Source organism: Mesorhizobium sp. WSM4836 (genome assembly GCF_055811815.1).
Genome location: NZ_JBVVQF010000019.1, coordinates 1 through 17,274 on the forward strand (window position 1 = coordinate 1; position 17,274 = coordinate 17,274).

A 17,274-nucleotide genomic window follows, 5' to 3' on the forward strand; every position below is an offset into this window, starting at 1 on the left:
GCCTCGGTCGCCGGCCTGCTGGTCACCACCGAAGCCATGATCGCGGAGGCTCCGAAGAAGGAGTCGGCTGGCGGCGGTATGCCTGGCGGCATGGGCGGCGGCGGCATGGGCGGCATGGGCGGCATGGATTTCTAAGGCGTCCGTAAAGCACGCCCATGAATTCAAGTTGCTCAAGCCCGCAAGCGGGCTTGAGTGGCGGTATGGATTTCTAATCCAACCCATCAGCCTTCAGATGCGGAAAGGGCGGCCGAGAGGTCGCCCTTTTTGCTTTGAGAGCAAGCCGCTAAGCTCAAACAGCGGCGTCAATGCACCACGGCAGCGGCGCCCTTAGCCAGCAATGCCCCCTCAATCAGCGCCGCGACCTCGTCGGCTACCGCCAGCACCGGGGCGCGGTCGTGGGTGGCGCGCGCGATCACCATCAGCCCTTCCAGCGATGATTCGACCAGCAGCGCCAGCGCATGCGCGCGGCGCTCGGGCACCCCTGCCCTTAGGAACGCCGCCCTGAGCAAGCCTATCCATTGATCAAAGGCCGACCGGCACAACTCAACCAACTCCGGCATGTCCGTCGGCGAGTCCAACACTACGGGCGCGATCGGGCAACCGAGCGTGAACCGGTTGTCTTCCAGCATGCGCGCGACCGACTGGTAGATGTGGTGGACAGCCACCGCCGGATCCTTTTCGGCGGCGAGCGCGGCGTCCAGCCGCTGCGTCACATCGGCGACGCTATTGCGCGTCACCTCGAGCACCAGTTGGTCCTTGCCGCCCGGAAAGTGGAAGTAGAGCGAGCCTCTCGGTGCGCCTGAGGCGCTCAATATGTCGTTGAGCGACGTGCCGTGATAGCCGCGCTGCCTCAGCAGCAGCGCCGTCGCTTCGAGCATGCGGGTGCGGGTGTCGTTCGCCATGTCAGCCTCTGTCAGGAGCGAGCATTATAGGGCTTGCGCCGAATATAGCAATCGGTCTACCTAATATGTAGATCAGTTTATATATTCTGACGGTCTGTTCATCAAAGGAGGAGAACGAGAAATGACCATTCGTGAAGCAGAGGCCCGATGGCAGGGATCGTTGAAGGAAGGTTCGGGCCGGCTGAAGCTCGGCAGCGGCGTCTTCGAAGGCGCCTACTCCTTCCCGTCGCGTTTCGAGACCGGTCCCGGCACCAACCCTGAGGAATTGATTGCGGCGGCGCATGCCGGCTGCTTCTCGATGGCGCTGAGCGCCGTCCTCGGCCGCGAAGGTTACAGTCCCGCACGCATCCACACGATCGCGAAAGCGCATCTCGGCGCCACCGCGGCCGGACCGACGCTGACCCGCATCGAGCTTGAGACGGAGGCAAGCGCCGCCGGGCTGGCGGTGGGAGATTTCGAGCGGCTGGCGCAGACGGCCAAGGAGAGCTGCCTCGTATCGCGGGCGCTGGCCGGCGTCGCCGCGATCACAAGGCCCGCCTCATCGAAACCGCTACCGATCACTGAAGGGAAGGAATATCCAATGACACAGGAACTCATCATCGACATCGCCGCAGCCGAACGCTCCGCTGAGACGGCCGAAATCATGCGGCGCTACAACGACGTGTTCCAGCGCCACGACCCATCGGCGCTCGACGATCTGGTGGCGGGAGATTGCGTGATCGAGAACACCACGCCGGCCCCGGACGGCGCCCGCCGCATCGGCAAGGGCGCCTGCGTCGAACTGTGGTCGGCGATCGCGACCGGACCCGGCACGCGCTTCGACATCGAAGAAACCTTCGTCGCCGGTAACCGGGCGACGATCCGCTGGCGCTACTGGATGGCCGACGGTAATTCCATCCGCGGCGTCAACCTGATGCGCGTGGCGGACGGGAAGATCGTCGAGGCAATGGGCTACGTGAAGGGATAGCGCTTGGCGCGACAAGCTGCATTCAGCCAAGCTGCATTCAGTGAGGCCGCGCTCAGGTCCAGCCCGGAATCCCAAAGTTTAGGAGTCCGGGCCGGTCGTGGCTACCGCACGACCTTGTGAAGCTTCACGAACGTCTTGGGACTGCGCTGGATCGTCTAGAAGATCACGCAGTAGCGATCGGTGAGCTCGAGGAGGTCAGTCAGCCGGTCTTGCGCAACGTCGGTCTCGTTGTCGAACCGCAGGCGGATCTCCTTGAAGCCGACCTGCACACCTTTGGTGACGCCGAGCGTGCCGCGAAGATCGACGTCGCCCTCGGCGGAGATTTCGGCCGACTTGATCGGTATTTCGAGGACGGCGGCCGCCGCCCTCATCGAGACGCCGGCGCATGCGATAAGGGCTTCCAGCAGCATGTCGCCGAAACAAAGCTCCTGTCCGCTGCCCCGGCCTTCGGATGGATGCCCGCCAGCGCGAGCCCACGTCCTGTCTCGACCTTGCAGGTGACCTTGGAGTCGTCGGCACTGCCCTTGGCCTTCAGCGTAAGAAGTGCCGCGCGCGCATTCCTGCGATATAGATCCTTGATCGGCTCCTGCGTGGCGCGAAAAGTCGTGATGTCCATGCGTATTCTCCTGTCGTGAGATGTGGGTGTTCGAAATCGTGTGTCATTGCCGGGTTACTCAGGCACGCTCACGCCCGAGCCCCCGAGTTCGGTGGGGAAGTCCTTCAGCTTCGGCAATCCGTCCTTCATCGGCAGGACCGTCTCGGCGTAGTTGACATGAACCGCCGGCGTGAACTTCACCGTCGGTATCGTGGCCGCATAGACGTCGACCAGTCCGAGCGGCGGATGATCTGTCATCAGATGGCCGCCGCACTTCGTGCAGAACTGACGGTTGCTCATGTTTGACTTCTCGAAACCGGACAGGAACTCCTCGCCCTTGGTGACCTTGACGTTCTCCGGCTTCCACAGCGTGAAGGCGTTCACGGCGGAGACGCCGACCACGAACGACAGGAACTGCAATGGCAGTAGCCCATCGCCTCGGCCGCTCCGTGCACTTCGATTTCCACGGCGCCGCAAAAACATCCGCCCTTATGTACCGTCATGACTTAGATCCTCATCTTTTCCGAGTTCGACTGCGCTCAGCACCTGATTTGAGACAGAGCTCAGCGCCGACGGGATTTTAAAGCTTCCGGCAATGAACGGAATGACGGGGCGTCCGCCTCACTTGACAGCGCGTCCGGAACTCGAAAGGGATGTCGCGCCGGGTTGCCGCGCAACTTACGGGACATGGATGGAATGGCCGGGGACGCTCTGTCTGACCTCTTGAAAAAGGTGCGTCTCACCGGCGCGACGTTTTTCGACATCAGGGCCCAGGATCCATGGGCCGTCTGCTCGCCTGCCCAGTCATCGATACTGCCGAGGATACTGCCGGGCGCGGATCATCTGATTTCCTACCACGTGCTCACGGCCGGCCGCTGCTTCGCCCGCATCGTAGGCAAGGAGGCGATCTCGGTGGAGGCCGGCGAAGTCGTGGTCTTCACCAGGAGCGATCCGCATATCATGTCGAGCAATCCGGCCCTGCGCGCGGATCCGCCGACCGCGGATGTGCTGGAGATCGCCGCCGCCAGCCAGAGGCCGTTTCCCATCAACTACGTCAAAGACGGATCGCTGTCGGCCCGGCTGGTATGCGGCTATCTCGCTTGCGATGCGCTGCCCTTCAATCCGCTGCTCGAAGCGCTGCCGCCGGTCATCAAGGCCCGAGACGTGAAAGGCGACGGCGGCTGGCTCGGCCAGTTCATCAAGCTGGCGGTGTCGGAGGTCGCGGAAAAGCGGGCTGGCAGCGAGACGGTGCTCACCAAGCTCAGCGAATTGATGTTCGTCGACGTGTTGCGCCGTTATGTGGAGTCGCTGCCGCCACAACAAACCGGCTGGCTGGCGGGCCTGCGCGATCCGCATCTGAGCAAGGCGCTGGCGCTGATCCACGACCGGCCGGCGCACAATTGGACGGTGGAGGCGCTGGCCAAGGAGGCCGCGCTGTCGCGCACCGTGCTGGCCGAGTGCTTCACGAAACTCGTCGGCATGCCGCCGATGCACTATCTCGCCAAGTGGCGGATGCAGATTGCCTCGGAATTGCTCAGCGCCGGCAACAGCAACGTCGCGAACATCGCGGCGGAAATCGGCTACGAGTCCGAGGCGGCGTTCAGCCGTGCCTTCAAGAAGATGATCGGCGTCTCCCCGTCGGCCTGGCGGCTGGGTGTTCGCGCTGCGCCCGGTTTCGGAGGCGGCGACGCTTCCGAAACCGAAAGCGGGCCGGCCGATCCGCAGCGGTAAGCAATTCCAAGAATGGTGCGAGCGGTTTTCCGTCCGGAATCGCGTCAAAACAGGGAGATCTACCGGTCCGCCAACGCCAGTTTGGCGCCGAGCATGACAAAGGCTCCGGCGAAGGTACGGCGCATCCAGGTCAGCACCTTTGGCCGCGACACGAGATGGCTGCGGATCGACGCCGCGAAGATGCCGTAGCCGACAAAGACCACGAAGGTGAGCAGCATGAAGACGCTGCTGAGTTCCAGCATCTTCGACAGCGCATGCGATTCACTGGTGCTGACGAATTGGGGCAGGAAGGCAAAGAAGAAGATCGACAGCTTCGGATTGAGGATGTTGATGAGAATGCCCGAGGCGATCACCTTTCCGGCCGAACGCGGCGCGACATTTTCATCGACGCTCAGGCCGCCCTTCTCCTTCAGCGTGTTCCAGGCCATGTAGAGCAGGTAGGCAACACCAAGATATTTCAGCGTTTCGAAGGCGACGGCACTGGTGTGCAGCAGAGCCGCGAGGCCGGTGATGGCGGCCGCCATGTGCGGAATGATGCCGAGCGTGCAGCCGAAAGCGGCAATGATGCTGGCGCGCGCACCACGCGAAAGCCCGGCGCTCAGCGTATAGAGAACGCCGGTGCCCGGCGAAGCCACGACAATCAGCGACGTCAACAAGAATTCGATGCTCACGGATGGTCTCCCGGTGCTGTCCCTGCCGCCGGCAACGTAATCAGCGAAACGTGCGGGCACAAGCCAGCCTGAGAGCTATCCGCATTCAGATCATGCTGTTGGCGTGCAGCTTGCTATCGGCAACAGGCTGCCGGACTTCCCAGTGTTCGACGAGCTTGCTGTCCTTCAGCCTGAAAATGTCGACAATGGCCAAGCCTTCCTCCTCCGGTTCGCGTTTTGCGTGCATGTGCACGATGACGAAATCCCCTTCGGCAAAAATCCGCTTCACCTCTCCGCTCACGAGGGGAAATGACTGTTTGAGCTGCTGCAGATAGGCCTTGAAGCCCTCCGCACCATCCGCAATGTTCGGATTGTGCTGGATGTAGCGTTCGCCAAAATGCATCGAAGCAGCTTCGATGTTGCTTTGGTTTACTGCTTTGTCGATGAAGTCCAGGACGATCATCTTGTTGGTCTCGAGCGAACTATTGGCATTGGCTGGAAGTAGATTTGATGGTTCGTCACGCATGTTTTGCTCCGTCAGGTGGCTGCTTCTGCCCGGCGAGGACAGGAGCGTCCGCACGCCGACATTGCCAACATGATCTGTCGCGATTGTGAGATGGTCGATACGCTATTCCGCTAGATTCTTATCCAATCGTCTAATAGCGTCGTTCCTATTCATCCTTGGAGTATGGTTCTCATGGACGCCTTGTCCGAAATTCTTGCTTCGCTGACATTTGGCAGCGCCATGATCGGCAGCGCGACCCTGCATCGGCCATGGGGTATTTCAGTCGATCCGACAAGGAATGCCGCCATCCACGTCATACAGAACGGCGAATGCTGGCTGCGGTTAGCCGGTGAAAAGGAGCCGGTTTGCTTAGGCCAGGGAGACGTCATCCTTGTCGCGAGCGGAGTGGGACATGCTCTTTGTAATCCGTTGGATGCGCCGACGGCATCTATATCCGCCGTCCTTTCCGCAAATCGGAGCGGACCAGAGCCGAAAAACGAGAGCGGCGCGACAACTCTTCTTTGTGCGAGATATTCACTCGACGGCGTCGGGCCATACCCGATGGTTTCGCTGCTTCCTCCGCTGATCCATTTGACCCGGAAACAGATCGACACCAGCGAGCCGCTGCGGCTTGCCCTGGAACTTCTGCAGGTCGAAGCGAAAGGCAATCTCGGCGGTCACGACATTGTCGCTCCACGCCTTCTCGACAGCACGTTGATCTTCTTGTTGCGTGCCTGGATCGAACATCAGCCACTCGGAACAGGGGGGTGGTTTGGCGCCTTGCGCGACAAAGGCATTGCGCAGGCCTTGCGCCTGATCCACGAGCGGCCGGGCAATCCCTGGACTATCGCTTCCCTTGCCAGCGGCGCGGCACAGTCCCGGGCCACCTTCGCGCGTCGCTTCGCTCAACTCTTAGGACAGCCGCCGCTGTCCTATGTGACCAGATGGCGGATGAACCTTGCCGCCAAGGCTCTGCGGGAAACGGAGCAGAATATTGGCGAGATCGGGCGCGCCGTCGGATATGAATCCGTGCCGTCGTTTTCGCAGGCATTCAAACGGTTGACCGGACGATCGCCCGGCCTCTACCGCAACGACTTTAGATCATCTGACTGACGAATTTCAAACTGGGACGCCAGCCCGAGGGCCGTCATTACGGCGTCGGCAGTCCGTGAGCCCGGCGCGCTATCAGGCAGTCGTCGTCGCCCGGCATGCAGGCGCGGCAGACGTCGGGACGGATCTCGTAGATGCCGCAGGCGGTCGACTTGCCGACGTCGCCGCACAGTGCCGAACAGCGCGCGCCGTCGCAGCGCATGCCGGCTTCGTCGGCAGCCACGTATTTCTGCGGGATAAGCTCGAGCTGCGCGTCATCCTCGGTGGAGAAGCGCGGCCATCTGGAGGAGTAGGCGCAGCAGGCGCCACAGGTCTGGCAATCGAAGGCGACCGGATCGGCGCCCTCTTGTGGCGATGAAAAATCCTCTGCGACCGCCAAGGCAAGCAGCCTTGGCACAGATTTCCGGCCGGCATTTTGCTGCAAGGGCGCTATTTCTTCTTCGGCTTGCGCGGCGGTGCTTCGGCCGGCGACCTGAACAGATCGGTGCCCGCTTCGGCGGCTTCACCGGTTTTCGGCGCGGCGGCCGGCTTGGCCGGCTTCACGGCGGCAGCAGGCACTGCCGGCTGGTTCTTGGCAGAAAACTTGATTGCCATATCAATCCTCGTCGGAGAAACGCGATGATGGCGCATTCGGATTGCGAAGGCGGCCGATGAGCGCCGATACGGCCGTGATGTTCATTTCTTCGGGCGACCAGTTCCTGGCTTCCTCGATGTGCCGGGGCGCCAGCTCGCGATGCGTGCTGCCGCTGTAGGCGGCATCCTGAAAGGTCACGCGCTCGTGGGTCTTGGCGTTTTCCCGGACGTATTCGATCAGGTAATTGGGGCATTCGGCACGACCGCGCACGCCGAGCCGCACCTGGGCATCGCCGTGGACACGCCGGCAGCGCTCGAGTTTTTCGAGCACGCGCCGGACATATTCGACCGGCTTGTCGAGTTCACCCACGACATCGGCGATGGTCGAATCGGCGGCGATCGCCTTTTGAGGCACGCGTTTGGTCGCCATCAGCGTTTGCCCGCGCGTTTTGGCGAGGCCGCGAGCGCAACCGCTGCCGCCAGGTCGTCGGCTTCCTTTTCCAGGCGCAGTTCGCGCAGCCGCGCGGTCTTGGCTTCGCGGGCCTGGCTGACGGCATCCCGTTCGGAATTGATGCGGTCGAGCGACATCGACTGGGTCCGCCTCTTGCCAAAAATGGATTCGGCCTGGTCGCGGGGTTTTTTTGAAGTTTCGGTCAAGGTCTTTCTCCCGGTTCGGAGCGCGCCGCCGAAAAGGTGGCGAGACTGGTCTTTCGGCCAGGAACCCGCACAAAGCAATACGGCAGCCGGTTTCAAATTGCTGAAACGTCCTTAGCACGTCTAGGCCGTCGAGCAGCGCCTTTCGGCGGTAGAAGCGCAAAAATGAAAAAGGCCAGGCACCGCCTGACCTTCCATGAGAGCGCCCGCGCATCCCGAGAGACGCGCAAAGAAACGTTCTTCTCATGCGCATGAGCGGGACTTAACCTCCCCGCGACCATGCGCTGGAATTTGCCATTCACCGGTGCCAGTACATCCGTGGTCACCGGCGAGGCTGATTCCGTTTAGGCCGCCTTCAACTGGTCGGCGGACATCTTGCCCGATTTGTTGTCGCGGACCATCTCGTAGCCAAGCTTCTGGCCCTCGACGATGTCGCGCATTCCGGCGCGCTCGACGGCTGAGATGTGGACAAAAACGTCGGCAGAACCGTCGTCAGGCTGAATAAAACCAAAACCCTTGGTGGCGTTGAACCATTTAACTGTGCCTGTGCTCATAACGAACCCTTTCCATGGCAAATATTCATTCGCCGTCATGCGGATGCACGACAACGTTTGTCTCGATTTTGATGGGGAAGTTCGTCAAAGGCGCGCCTCGGCGCGCGGATAACAAAAGTCGGTCAAACAAACATCGACAAATTCTTGTAGACTTCTTTGCTCGCTGTGTCAATTTTTTTGATTTGCCACACTCGCAGAGACGCGTGGCGGCGGTCCGCACGCCGGCAAATCCGACAGCAAAAGCCGGGCTATTGGCCGCCGAAAGAATCACTTGGACCGGTTCTCATTTCACGGAAACGATAAACCGCTCTGCCTCTTTGCTTTTGCGCAATTCCGGACGGAAGACCGTTCACACTTTTCCTGGAATTGCTCCAGCCGGGAACCATTTTGGCGCCGGGGCATTTTTTCGGTGTCGAAGCCGTTCTCGAAAGAGCGATCTTGAGAAAAGGTGGACGACAACTAGGACGCCCCCCGCGCAGATAAAAGGCACGAGGGGCGTTCCTGTGTGATGCGACCATTCGCGCCACTACACCCGTCCCCTCGCAGCATGCCGCGGCTGAGCCCCCATCCACGGGCAGCGCCACGCCGTTAATATAGGCGGCGGCGTCGCTGGCCCGGAATGCGCCACCGCGCCGAATTCGGCGCGAGTGCCATAGCGCTTTGCCGGGCCGGGCTTCGCGTCGCGCTTCTGCTGCAGAAAGGACTGCCCCCGACTGCCAAAGCCTCAACGGACGCTTCAATCTGCCGCCGGCGCCGACGGCGGATTTCGGTGTCTATCTCGCGAGGGACCCGTCGCGGCTGGTCGAGGAATGTGGCGATTTCCTGCGGGCCGGATTCGAAGCCTAGCGAAAATATCTGCGCCGTTCACCGTTCCTGGTCGGTCGGGCGAATGACGATCTCGTTGACGTTGACGTGTGCCGGCTGGCTCACGGCATAGAGAATGGCCGCGGCGATGTCCCCCGCGGTCAGCGCTTCCATGCTCGCGAGCCGCTTGTCCAGATCAGCCTTAAACGCCGGATTGGTGATGTGGTCGCCGAGCTCGGTCCGCACCAGGCCGGGCTCAATGACGGTGACACGAACCTTGTCGGCGTAGACTTCTCGGCGCAGCGATTCGGAAAAGCCGACGACACCGAACTTGGTTGCTGCGTAGCCGCTGGCGCCCGGATTGGCGACACGGCCGGCGACCGACGAGACATTGACGATATGACCCTTGGCGGCCCTCAGATGCGGCAGCGCCGCCTTGGTGACGCCCATAAGCGCCAGCAGGTTGAGCTCGACCATGCGGCGCCAGTCGTCGAGCACCGCCTCGGCGGCGGGCGACAGAAGCATCACTCCGGCATTGTTGACGAGGATGTCGAGGCGGCTCCATTCGGCGACAACCTTGTCGACCATGGCGGTGAGATCCTCGTTGCTGGTGACGTCGGCCTCGATGCGGAGCGCCGTGCCGCCGGCCTTTTCGATGCGCGCGGCCAGCGCTTCGAGACGATCGGCGCGGCGTGCGGCTATCGCCACCTTGGCCCCGGCGGCTGCGAGCGCCACAGCGGTTGCCTCGCCGATGCCCGATGAAGCGCCGGAGACGAGAGCGACCTTGCCGGCCAGTGCGGAAGAAACAGATGTCATTGTGAAGTCTCCAAAACCCCTGCCCGATCTTCAGATAGGCCGCGGGCTGCGAAGTGGAAGACCGGCTTTGCTTGGTTACTCGTCTGGGCCGGGCTCGGGCCAAGGCTCTTTCGCCGCCTCGGCATACCAGTCGCGCATCGCCGGCATCGAAAGCACGGCGTCGACATAGGCGCGGGTATCGGTTGCCAGCGTGCCACCATAAGTGTCGAAGCGGGTGACGACCGGCGCGTACATAGCGTCGGCCGCGGTGAAATGGCCGAACAGGAACGGCCCGCCTTTGCCGTATTTTTCGCGGCATTGCCGCCACAAATCCTCGATGCGCGCCCGTTGCGCCTCACCTTCGGCGTCGAGCGGCTTGTGGCCTTTCGGCCGGCGCAAATTCATCGGCCAGCCATAACGGACCTCGCGAAAGCCGGAATGCATCTCCGTTGCCGCCGAGCGGGCCAGCGCGCGGACGCCGATATCGGCCGGCCAGAGCTTTTTCTCCGGAAACAGCTCGGCGAGATATTCAAGGATGGCAAGGGTCTCCCAGACGATCCGGACCTCGCCATTCGGCAGCCGATGGTTCAGCACCGGCACCTGGCCGGTCGGCGATATCCTGGCCAGATTGGCCGCGGTCTCGGGCGTGCGCAGGCGCACAAGACCTTCCTCGAACGGGATCTCCAGATGCCTCATCGCCAGCCATGGCCTCAGTGACCACGACGAAAAACACTTGTTGCCGATGAAGAGCGCGAATTCAGCCATTGTCCCTCCGGCCCTGTTTGTTCGGGCCTTCTGGCGCACCCTATCCTGTCGGCTTCGCGGCCGGAAGCTATCCCAATCGACGAGCAGAACCCGGAACCTAAGCGATCCGCGACCGTTTCTCCAGGCGAACGGTTCAGGAGATGCGAGATGGTGAACAAGGATCAGGTTGCCGGCGTTGCCAAGCAAGCCAAGGGTTCGGTCAAGCAGACCGCCGGCAAAGCCACCGGCAACAGGCGCACCGAGGCCGAAGGCGACGTCGACAAGGCGACCGGCAAGATGCAGAAGGCTTACGGCGACGTGAAGGACAAGGTGAAGAAGGCGCTTTGACGCCGGCCCTTTGCAAACCAGGAAAAAGGCGGTTCGGCCGCCTTTTTTGCGTCCTCTCTTACCCGTCAGAAAGTCAGGCTTTTGCTGTATGCATTGGTGAAGGTGACCTCGCCATGATCTCCGGCGGCTTCGCCCAGCACCACCTCCATGCTGTTTCCGGTCACCTGCGCCAACGCAAAGCCGCCCATGAAGGCGGCCTTCGGCTTGAACAAATCGAACCCGTCACGGTGGTAGATCATCGGCGTCGCGTGCTGGTGGCCATGGAAGATGCCCACGACGTTGTAACCCTTCAGCACGGCCAGCAGCGCCTGCCTGTCGGCTTCGCTCCACCAGTGCGGCGGACCCGTGCCGCCGTCGTCGAAGGTTTTCTCGGCGGCGTCCCATCTTTCGATCGAAAAAGTATCCCAGCCGTAATGCTGGAACAGGATGACCGGTCGGCCGTCGCCGGCATAGGTCGCCAGGTCTTGCTTCAGCCAGGGCAGGCTGCTGGCGGCGCCGTGGCCGGTATCGCCGGCAAAACGGTGCGTCTGGACAAGATGCAGACCGCCCCAATCCCATGAATAGCAATCGGTCTCGACATCGTAGTCGGTCGCCGGCACGGGCGGCTTGAAGAACACGCCGGGGCGGTGGTTGACCTCGACGTAGTCGCGCATTTCGCGGCGGTACCAGTCGACATGCGAGCGCGGACCGTTCTGGTCGAGGTCGTGGTTGCCGAGGCCGACATAGACCGGCACGTGCACGCGGTCGGGGCCGACGCCTTGCTGGTAGCGCTGGCTGAACTGAAGCAGCTGCGTGCCCTCGCTGGGCTGGGTGATCTGGCCGCCGCCATCATCGGTGATGTCGCCACCAACGACGAGGCCGAGCGGCGTGCCGATTTTGCCCGTCGAGCGCAGGCCGGTGGCAACGCCATCGATTTCGGCCGGCCATTGCCTGTCACCGACGCCGTTGAGCGCCGCGACATTGCGCAGCAAGGCAGCGTCGGTCTTGCCTTCCTGCTCGCAGTGCGGGTTCAATCCGTTTGCCATGCGGCAGGCATGGACATCAGCGATAAACAGGAAGATGGCGTTGATCGGCGGGATGCGCTGCCCGGTCTGGCCGAAGGCCGGGCGCGAAACGCCGCCAGCCACGGCAACGGCCGCTGCCTTCATCAGAAAGCTGCGCCGGGAAACCGGTGCGGCGGGAATGCGGTGCATCATGCGCTAAAATTCAGCACGACGCGGACCGGCAGTCCAGTTGCTCGCAAAGCATGTCGACACGTTCTCCTAGGTCTGGCATTGCTTTCGGCATTCAACTTGCGCGGGAAGAGGAGGACGCCATGAACACTGCATCCATCGGCATGACGGTGGCCATTCTGGCGGTGACGAGCGCAGCGCATGGCGCCGAGTGCATCGACGCCAAATCGGCCAAGGCCGGCTTCATTCTCGAAAGGCCCGGCATCCACAGCGAATTTCGTCCGGCGGCGGGCGGAATGGTGGCCGTGGCCAACAAATACCAGTCGCAATCGCCGCAGTCGCAGTATCTGTTCGGCGGGCTGATCGAGGTGTTTCGCGACAGCAGCACGGGGCAGCTGGCGATGATCCCGTTTTCCGATCTCAGGAAGGTGTTCCCGCTGAAGGCGGGTGCCAAGAGCAAGATCGTGTTTGCCCGTCTCGCACCGAACAAGCCGCCGAAGGGCACCGAGACGCTGGAGATCAACGTCAAGGGCAAGGAGACGTTCAGCCTGGGTAATTGCAAATACTCCGTGCTCGCGGTCAAGCAGACCATCAGGAGCGAGGCCGGCGAGACGCGGGACGAGTTTACCGCGCTTTACGCACCCGACCTGCAGGCAGTTGTGGCCAGGCGCTATGACGAGGACACCAGCGCCGAAAGCGTGGTCGGCTACGAGCTGATCAAGCCGTTGCCGAATTAGGAGCTCGGCCTTCCCGTCTTGGTCATAGCCAGCGACAGCGGCGCCTCTGTCCTGCCGGCGTCAGAGGGCTCTGTGCAGAATCCTGTTACGTCGCCTCGTTCCTGTTTTGGACGATATAGCTCCTTGCTCCAACGCCATCAGGCAGTCGCGCAGCACGCTTGCGTCCTGTGCGGTCTTGGCCATCGACATGGCGCCCGAATAGCTGGCGACGGCGAGCGCTGCGAAGCGCTGCGGATCGGTGCCCAGCTCCCGGCCCGCCTGCTGGTCGGCGCCGATCTTGTCGGCGATCGCCTGACGCCAGGCCGAAAAGATGCCGGCAAGGGCAATGCGGAAATCCGGATCAGCAAGCGACAGTTCATGCGCCAGATTGTTGAGCGGGCAGCCGCGCACGAATCCCTGCTGCTCCAGCTCCGCCGCGACGGCCGCGAACACGGAGCGCACGCCCTCGCGCGCCGAGCCGGCCATCCGCATCGGCGCGATCCATGTCTCCTCGACCGCGGCGGCGACACGCTCCTCGATCACTGCGAGCGCCAGCGCCTTCTTGGTCGCGAAATGGTGGTGCAGCGCGCCGCCGGTAACGCGCGCCGTCGCCATCAGGTCGCCCATGCTGGACGCATGATAGCCGCGTGCCTGAAATGCCTCCTCGGCGACATCGAGCACTTTCTTGCGCATGCCTTCGGGGTCGTTGGTGCGTTTTTGAGGCCGCGACTTTGGGCGGGCTGTCGTCTCTGCTGACATGTTCACACGATAGCAGATTGACAAAACAGGACAACCGGTCTGTTTTATAAAACAGGATGACTGTCCTGTTTTGGAGATCGCGCAATGAACCTGCCTTTGAACGCCGCGCCTAAATCCGATCTGCTCGCCTCGCCCGTCGTCGAACTCAGGCAATACACGCTGAAACCCGGCCGGCGCGAGACGCTGATCGGCGTCTTCGACAATCAGCTGATCGAGGGCCAGGAGACCGCGGGGATGACCATCATCGGCCAGTTCCGCGATCTCGACCGGCCGGACATGTTCGTCTGGCTGCGCGGCTTCGATGGGATGGTCGCGAGGAAGGATGCTCTGACCGCCTTCTATGACGGGCCGGTCTGGGCTGCCTGGCGCGACGCCGCCAACGCCACGATGATCGATTCTGATGACGTGCTGCTGCTGAAGCCGGCTTGGCCGGGCGCCGGCCTAGACCTCTCGGGATCGCAACGAGTAATCCAGACGGATCTCGAAAAACCAAGCACAAGTAGTGCTTTGCAGGCAATTGTCGTCATCAGGATTCATCATTTGCAACCGGGCCTCGAAGCCGGCTTCGCCAGGGATTTCCAGACCGCGGCTCTTCCGGTGCTTGCCGCATTTGGCGCACGGCCGCAGGCCACCTTCGTCACCGAGCATGCCGAAAACAGCTTTCCGCGGCTGCCGGTGCGGGCGGGCGAAAACGTCTTGATCAGCATCACCGGTTTCGACAGCGCCGAAGCGCATGCCCGCCACGAGGCAGCCTTGGCTGCCTCCCCGGAGTGGCAGGCATTCGAGCAGAGCGTCCAGTCACGTATGGCCAAGGCGACTGAGACTTTGCGGTTGTCGCCAACCTCACAGTCGCTGCTTGGGCGGTGGCGCGACGCGAAGTTTCATACGCCAGGATAGGCAACCCGGCTTGACCCGAAGTGCAGGCAGCGCTCCTCTGGATGACGCAAGCTGACGGCAGAGGGGCGCGGGAGTGTTGGATGAGACTAGGCGGCAAACGGGCGCTGGTCACCGGCGGCTCGGACGGGATCGGGCTGGCAATCGCCGAGGCTTTCTTGCGCGAAGGCGCTGGCGTGCTGATCGTCGGCCGCGACGGCAAAAAACTCGACGCCGCCCGCAAGCAACTCGGGGATAACGTCGAAACGCTGTCGGCCGACCTGTCTGCCGGCGCCGGCATCGACGCCGTGGTCGAGCATGTCAAGCGCGGCCCACCTCTCGATATCCTCGTCAACAATGCCGGCGTGGCGTTCCTGGTGCCGTTCGAAACCGTCAGCGAGGACCAGTTCCAGCAGTCGTTCGCGCTCAACGTCACGGCCGTATTTTTCCTCACCCAACGGCTGTTGCCGCATCTCGCGCCGGGCGCGGCTTCGGTGATCAACATCTCGTCCTATTTCGCGCACAAGATGATCCCGAAGCGGCCGTCCAGCCTCTATTCGCTGTCGAAGGGCGCGCTCAATTCGCTGACCAAATCGCTCGCCTTCGAGCTCGGGCCGCGCGGCATAAGGGTCAACGCCATCGCGCCGGGCACGGTCGACACGGCGATGCGGCGCAGGTCGATCGAAAACCTGCCGCAAGCCGCGCAAGCCGAGCTCAAGACCTATGTCGAGCGCAGCTACCCGCTCGGCCGCATCGGCCGGTCCAGCGACCTTGCCGGCATCGCTGTCTATCTCGCCAGTGACGAAGCGGCATGGACCAGCGGCGGTATCTTTGCAGTGGATGGAGGGTACACGGCGGGGTGAGGAGCGCTCGGCCGCCTGCTCCGAAACGCCCTTCCCCGATCGCCAAATCCCTCAGAACTCAATCCCCTGCTGCGCCTTCACACCGGCGGAAAAGTGGTGCTTGGTCACACCCATCTCGGTGACAAGATCGGCCGCCTCGATCAGTGCCGGCTTCGCGTTGCGGCCGGTAACGACGACATGCAGGCCCTCGCGACGCGCCTTGAGCGCGGCGACCACCTTTTCGAGGTCGAGGTAGTCGTAACGCAGCGCGATGTTCAGCTCGTCGAGCACCACCAGGCTGATCGACGGCTCGGCCATCAGCTCGAGCGCCTTCGCCCAGGCGGCCTCCGCCGCCGCGATGTCGCGTTTCAGGTCCTGCGTCTCCCAGGTAAAGCCCTCGCCCATGGCCTGCCACACGACGCGATCGCCGAAGCAGGCAAAAGCCTCCTTCTCGCCGGTGTGCCACTTGCCCTTGATGAACTGGACGACGCCGACGCGCTTGCCGTAGCCGAGCATTCTAAGCGCCAGCCCGAAGGCGGCCGTGGTCTTGCCCTTGCCCGGTCCGGTGTTGACGATCAGCAGTCCCTTCTCGACCGTCTTGGCCGCGACCTCGGCGTCCTGCACCGCCTTGCGCTTGGCCATCTTGGCGCGGTGGCGTTCCTCGTCCATGAGATCGATACTATCAGCCATGTCATTTCACCTTGAGCGGCAGCCCCGCCACCATCAAAAGCACGACGTCCGCGACAGAAGCGACATCCTGGTTCAGCCGGCCGGCGGCGTCACGAAACCGCCTTGCCAGCGCATTGTCCGGCACGATGCCTTGGCCGACCTCGTTGGACACCACGAACCAGGGTCCACGCGGCCGCGACAGCACATCGGCCAGCTTTCGGCACTCGGCCTCGACATCATGTTCGGCCACCATATGGTTGGTCAGCCACAGCGTCAGGCAGTCGATCAGCGCAGGCTGGCCGTCAGGCAGCGCTCCGATCGCGCCGGCAAGGTCGAGCGGCGCATCGATGGTCGTCCAGCCGGCGCCGCGCCGCGAGCGGTGCAGCGCGATGCGCTGGCGCATCTCCTCGTCATAGGCTTGCGCCGTGGCGACATAGCTCCAAGGCGCCGGACAGGCGCGCACCAGGCTCTCGGCATGCGCGCTCTTGCCGGAGCGCGCACCGCCGATGACCAGGGTCAGCGCCCCGGCAGCGCGGTCAGGCAAAGCTGCCGCGCAGGCTGGTCGCCGTGCCCGTGAAGCGTCCGCGCACCACGCCGACGACCGCGCCGACCACCAGCCAGAACACCAGATTGGTCAGCGTCACCGCCACCACGAACTGGTGGTGCAGACCTTCCGGGATCGCCGTTTCGAAGCTATCGGGCTGCGGCGCGCCGACGATATGCGGCGCGACGATCAACGCCACCGCAAGAACCGCCAGCGGCAGCGACCTGCGGAAGGCGAGCAAGCCGAGACCGGCCGCTGTCGCCACCACCGTCGCCCACCACCAGACCTGGCGTTGGACAAGGTCGGCCGCCGGCATCGCCGGCAGTTCCGGCGGCAGGCCGAGGCCCGGGGCCAGCGTGAACACGGCAAAAGCGGCAAGCCCCCAGAACAGGCCCTGGCGCCAATTGCCGATGCCGCCGGCGAACTCCGAAACCGCAACCAGGACCAGCGCAAAGCCGATACCGGTCACGATATTGGCAACGACGCTGAAGCCGAAGCGCTCGAAACCGTCGGCCGGTGCCCAGCTTTCCTCTTCCGCCGGAGCCACTGCTTCAGCCGGCGCGGCGCTGCTCATAGCCGTCGTGCCTGTGGCGGCCGGTGCCGCAGATGCCACGGCATGATCATGGCCGCCGCCGGCCTGTTCGTAGACCTCCGCTTTCAGGATAAGCGGCACCGTGGCATAGGCCTGCATGCAGGCGAGAGCGACGCCGGCCACAAGCCCTGCGATCGCCGCGATGAACACGACGTTGCGAAACAGTGTCATGATG

At 63.0% G+C, this 17,274-nt stretch carries 22 protein-coding genes and 3 pseudogenes; 8 read left to right on the plus strand and 17 right to left on the minus strand.

The window, feature by feature from the left end; genetic code table 11:
• Positions 1–302 precede the first annotated feature (302 nt).
• Positions 303–902, minus strand: a complete 600-nt coding sequence (locus AC0L2P_RS21195; RefSeq protein WP_473503699.1) for a TetR/AcrR family transcriptional regulator — start codon at positions 900–902, stop codon at positions 303–305.
• 121 nt (positions 903–1,023) lie between these two features.
• Between AC0L2P_RS21195 and AC0L2P_RS21200 the strand changes: the two are divergent.
• Together AC0L2P_RS21200 and AC0L2P_RS21205 are read left to right on the plus strand one after the other, a co-directional pair.
• Positions 1,024–1,419, plus strand: a pseudogene (locus tag AC0L2P_RS21200) (OsmC family peroxiredoxin); the annotation flags it as partial.
• Between the two features lie 63 nt (positions 1,420–1,482).
• Positions 1,483–1,869 carry a nuclear transport factor 2 family protein gene (locus AC0L2P_RS21205; protein WP_473503931.1) on the plus strand — a complete coding sequence of 129 codons (387 nt, stop codon included), beginning with the start codon at positions 1,483–1,485 and terminating at the stop codon, positions 1,867–1,869.
• A 155-nt stretch (positions 1,870–2,024) separates the two neighbouring features.
• On the opposite strand, the pseudogene AC0L2P_RS21210 reads toward AC0L2P_RS21205, so the two are convergent.
• Together AC0L2P_RS21210 and AC0L2P_RS21215 are read right to left on the minus strand one after the other, a co-directional pair.
• Positions 2,025–2,485, minus strand: a pseudogene (locus tag AC0L2P_RS21210) (OsmC family protein).
• 54 nt (positions 2,486–2,539) lie between these two features.
• Positions 2,540–2,967: pseudogene (locus AC0L2P_RS21215) on the minus strand (GFA family protein).
• Positions 2,968–3,160: 193 nt separating this feature from the next.
• On the opposite strand from AC0L2P_RS21215, the gene AC0L2P_RS21220 reads away from it, so the two are divergent.
• Entirely contained in the window at positions 3,161–4,195 is a 1,035-nt protein-coding gene (locus tag AC0L2P_RS21220; RefSeq protein WP_473503701.1) for an AraC family transcriptional regulator, read from the plus strand.
• 59 nt (positions 4,196–4,254) lie between these two features.
• Here the strand turns inward: AC0L2P_RS21220 and AC0L2P_RS21225 are convergent, their stop codons facing one another.
• Both AC0L2P_RS21225 and AC0L2P_RS21230 read right to left on the minus strand, forming a co-directional pair.
• On the minus strand, positions 4,255–4,866 hold the full coding sequence (locus tag AC0L2P_RS21225; protein WP_473503703.1) for a LysE family translocator: 612 nt from the start codon (positions 4,864–4,866) through the stop codon (positions 4,255–4,257).
• Between the two features lie 85 nt (positions 4,867–4,951).
• Positions 4,952–5,371 carry a nuclear transport factor 2 family protein gene (locus AC0L2P_RS21230; RefSeq protein WP_473503705.1) on the minus strand — a complete coding sequence of 140 codons (420 nt, stop codon included), beginning with the start codon at positions 5,369–5,371 and terminating at the stop codon, positions 4,952–4,954.
• 162 nt (positions 5,372–5,533) lie between these two features.
• Here AC0L2P_RS21230 and AC0L2P_RS21235 point away from each other — a divergent pair, with 162 nt between their 5' ends.
• Positions 5,534–6,463, plus strand: coding sequence for an AraC family transcriptional regulator (locus tag AC0L2P_RS21235; RefSeq protein ID WP_473503707.1), 930 nt, complete (start codon positions 5,534–5,536; stop codon positions 6,461–6,463).
• A gap of 37 nt (positions 6,464–6,500) precedes the next feature.
• On the opposite strand, the gene AC0L2P_RS21240 is transcribed toward AC0L2P_RS21235, so the two are convergent.
• The 7 genes from AC0L2P_RS21240 to AC0L2P_RS21270 form a co-directional block, all read right to left on the minus strand.
• Positions 6,501–6,839: a YkgJ family cysteine cluster protein gene (locus AC0L2P_RS21240; RefSeq protein WP_473503709.1), complete on the minus strand. Its 339-nt coding sequence runs from the start codon at positions 6,837–6,839 to the stop codon at positions 6,501–6,503.
• Positions 6,840–6,889: 50 nt separating this feature from the next.
• On the minus strand, positions 6,890–7,054 hold the full coding sequence (locus AC0L2P_RS21245) for a hypothetical protein (protein ID WP_473503711.1): 165 nt from the start codon (positions 7,052–7,054) through the stop codon (positions 6,890–6,892).
• 1 nt (position 7,055) lies between these two features.
• Entirely contained in the window at positions 7,056–7,463 is a 408-nt protein-coding gene (locus AC0L2P_RS21250) for a hypothetical protein (protein WP_254820653.1), read from the minus strand.
• Positions 7,463–7,690 carry a hypothetical protein gene (locus AC0L2P_RS21255; protein ID WP_473503933.1) on the minus strand — a complete coding sequence of 76 codons (228 nt, stop codon included), beginning with the start codon at positions 7,688–7,690 and terminating at the stop codon, positions 7,463–7,465. Before AC0L2P_RS21255 ends, AC0L2P_RS21250 begins: the two co-directional genes overlap by 1 nt.
• A gap of 341 nt (positions 7,691–8,031) precedes the next feature.
• Positions 8,032–8,241, minus strand: a complete 210-nt coding sequence (locus tag AC0L2P_RS21260) for a cold-shock protein (protein WP_010915421.1) — start codon at positions 8,239–8,241, stop codon at positions 8,032–8,034.
• A gap of 864 nt (positions 8,242–9,105) precedes the next feature.
• Positions 9,106–9,861, minus strand: a complete 756-nt coding sequence (locus AC0L2P_RS21265) for an SDR family NAD(P)-dependent oxidoreductase (protein ID WP_473503713.1) — start codon at positions 9,859–9,861, stop codon at positions 9,106–9,108.
• 75 nt (positions 9,862–9,936) lie between these two features.
• Positions 9,937–10,605: a glutathione S-transferase family protein gene (locus AC0L2P_RS21270; RefSeq protein WP_473503715.1), complete on the minus strand. Its 669-nt coding sequence runs from the start codon at positions 10,603–10,605 to the stop codon at positions 9,937–9,939.
• Positions 10,606–10,752: 147 nt separating this feature from the next.
• Here AC0L2P_RS21270 and AC0L2P_RS21275 point away from each other — a divergent pair, with 147 nt between their 5' ends.
• Positions 10,753–10,932, plus strand: coding sequence for a CsbD family protein (locus tag AC0L2P_RS21275; protein ID WP_254820647.1), 180 nt, complete (start codon positions 10,753–10,755; stop codon positions 10,930–10,932).
• Positions 10,933–10,997: 65 nt separating this feature from the next.
• On the opposite strand, the gene AC0L2P_RS21280 is transcribed toward AC0L2P_RS21275, so the two are convergent.
• Positions 10,998–12,128 carry a metallophosphoesterase gene (locus tag AC0L2P_RS21280; protein WP_473503717.1) on the minus strand — a complete coding sequence of 377 codons (1,131 nt, stop codon included), beginning with the start codon at positions 12,126–12,128 and terminating at the stop codon, positions 10,998–11,000.
• 119 nt (positions 12,129–12,247) lie between these two features.
• Between AC0L2P_RS21280 and AC0L2P_RS21285 the strand changes: the two genes are divergently transcribed.
• Positions 12,248–12,841, plus strand: coding sequence for a hypothetical protein (locus AC0L2P_RS21285; protein WP_473503719.1), 594 nt, complete (start codon positions 12,248–12,250; stop codon positions 12,839–12,841).
• Between the two features lie 60 nt (positions 12,842–12,901).
• On the opposite strand, the gene AC0L2P_RS21290 is transcribed toward AC0L2P_RS21285, so the two are convergent.
• Complete coding sequence (locus tag AC0L2P_RS21290; RefSeq protein WP_473503721.1) at positions 12,902–13,513, minus strand: TetR/AcrR family transcriptional regulator; 612 nt, start codon at positions 13,511–13,513, stop codon at positions 12,902–12,904.
• A gap of 150 nt (positions 13,514–13,663) precedes the next feature.
• Here AC0L2P_RS21290 and AC0L2P_RS21295 point away from each other — a divergent pair, with 150 nt between their 5' ends.
• Both AC0L2P_RS21295 and AC0L2P_RS21300 read left to right on the plus strand, forming a co-directional pair.
• A complete protein-coding gene (locus tag AC0L2P_RS21295) occupies positions 13,664–14,476 on the plus strand; it encodes an NIPSNAP family protein (protein ID WP_473503723.1) in 813 nt (270 codons plus the stop codon).
• Between the two features lie 80 nt (positions 14,477–14,556).
• Complete coding sequence (locus AC0L2P_RS21300; RefSeq protein WP_473503725.1) at positions 14,557–15,315, plus strand: SDR family NAD(P)-dependent oxidoreductase; 759 nt, start codon at positions 14,557–14,559, stop codon at positions 15,313–15,315.
• 51 nt (positions 15,316–15,366) lie between these two features.
• Here the strand turns inward: AC0L2P_RS21300 and cobO are convergent, their stop codons facing one another.
• Genes cobO through AC0L2P_RS21315 form a run of 3 tightly spaced genes read right to left on the minus strand, consistent with a single transcriptional unit; the run spans position 15,367 to position 17,270 of the window.
• Positions 15,367–15,984 (minus strand): cob(I)yrinic acid a,c-diamide adenosyltransferase, encoded by a 618-nt coding sequence (gene cobO, locus AC0L2P_RS21305; RefSeq protein ID WP_473503727.1) that lies wholly within the window; start codon positions 15,982–15,984, stop codon positions 15,367–15,369.
• Position 15,985: 1 nt separating this feature from the next.
• A complete protein-coding gene (cobU, locus tag AC0L2P_RS21310; RefSeq protein ID WP_473503729.1) occupies positions 15,986–16,507 on the minus strand; it encodes a bifunctional adenosylcobinamide kinase/adenosylcobinamide-phosphate guanylyltransferase in 522 nt (173 codons plus the stop codon).
• Complete coding sequence (locus AC0L2P_RS21315; RefSeq protein ID WP_473503731.1) at positions 16,500–17,270, minus strand: CbtA family protein; 771 nt, start codon at positions 17,268–17,270, stop codon at positions 16,500–16,502. The genes cobU and AC0L2P_RS21315 overlap by 8 nt, the downstream gene beginning before the upstream one ends.
• Positions 17,271–17,274 lie beyond the last annotated feature (4 nt).

Coding starts and splice junctions, on each gene's coding strand:
- AC0L2P_RS21260 (WP_010915421.1), bottom strand. CDS start 8,241: ATGAGCACAGGCACAGTTAAATGGTTCAACGCCACCAAGGGTTTTGGT.
- AC0L2P_RS21205 (WP_473503931.1), top strand. CDS start 1,483: ATGACACAGGAACTCATCATCGACATCGCCGCAGCCGAACGCTCCGCT.
- AC0L2P_RS21235 (WP_473503707.1), top strand. CDS start 5,534: ATGGTTCTCATGGACGCCTTGTCCGAAATTCTTGCTTCGCTGACATTT.
- AC0L2P_RS21285 (WP_473503719.1), top strand. CDS start 12,248: ATGAACACTGCATCCATCGGCATGACGGTGGCCATTCTGGCGGTGACG.
- AC0L2P_RS21195 (WP_473503699.1), bottom strand. CDS start 902: ATGGCGAACGACACCCGCACCCGCATGCTCGAAGCGACGGCGCTGCTG.
- AC0L2P_RS21245 (WP_473503711.1), bottom strand. CDS start 7,054: ATGGCAATCAAGTTTTCTGCCAAGAACCAGCCGGCAGTGCCTGCTGCC.
- cobO (WP_473503727.1), bottom strand. CDS start 15,984: ATGGCTGATAGTATCGATCTCATGGACGAGGAACGCCACCGCGCCAAG.
- AC0L2P_RS21300 (WP_473503725.1), top strand. CDS start 14,557: ATGAGACTAGGCGGCAAACGGGCGCTGGTCACCGGCGGCTCGGACGGG.
- AC0L2P_RS21290 (WP_473503721.1), bottom strand. CDS start 13,513: ATGCGCAAGAAAGTGCTCGATGTCGCCGAGGAGGCATTTCAGGCACGC.
- AC0L2P_RS21230 (WP_473503705.1), bottom strand. CDS start 5,371: ATGCGTGACGAACCATCAAATCTACTTCCAGCCAATGCCAATAGTTCG.
- AC0L2P_RS21315 (WP_473503731.1), bottom strand. CDS start 17,270: ATGACACTGTTTCGCAACGTCGTGTTCATCGCGGCGATCGCAGGGCTT.
- AC0L2P_RS21220 (WP_473503701.1), top strand. CDS start 3,161: ATGGCCGGGGACGCTCTGTCTGACCTCTTGAAAAAGGTGCGTCTCACC.
- AC0L2P_RS21295 (WP_473503723.1), top strand. CDS start 13,664: ATGAACCTGCCTTTGAACGCCGCGCCTAAATCCGATCTGCTCGCCTCG.
- AC0L2P_RS21275 (WP_254820647.1), top strand. CDS start 10,753: ATGGTGAACAAGGATCAGGTTGCCGGCGTTGCCAAGCAAGCCAAGGGT.
- AC0L2P_RS21270 (WP_473503715.1), bottom strand. CDS start 10,605: ATGGCTGAATTCGCGCTCTTCATCGGCAACAAGTGTTTTTCGTCGTGG.
- AC0L2P_RS21250 (WP_254820653.1), bottom strand. CDS start 7,463: ATGGCGACCAAACGCGTGCCTCAAAAGGCGATCGCCGCCGATTCGACC.
- AC0L2P_RS21265 (WP_473503713.1), bottom strand. CDS start 9,861: ATGACATCTGTTTCTTCCGCACTGGCCGGCAAGGTCGCTCTCGTCTCC.
- AC0L2P_RS21280 (WP_473503717.1), bottom strand. CDS start 12,128: ATGATGCACCGCATTCCCGCCGCACCGGTTTCCCGGCGCAGCTTTCTG.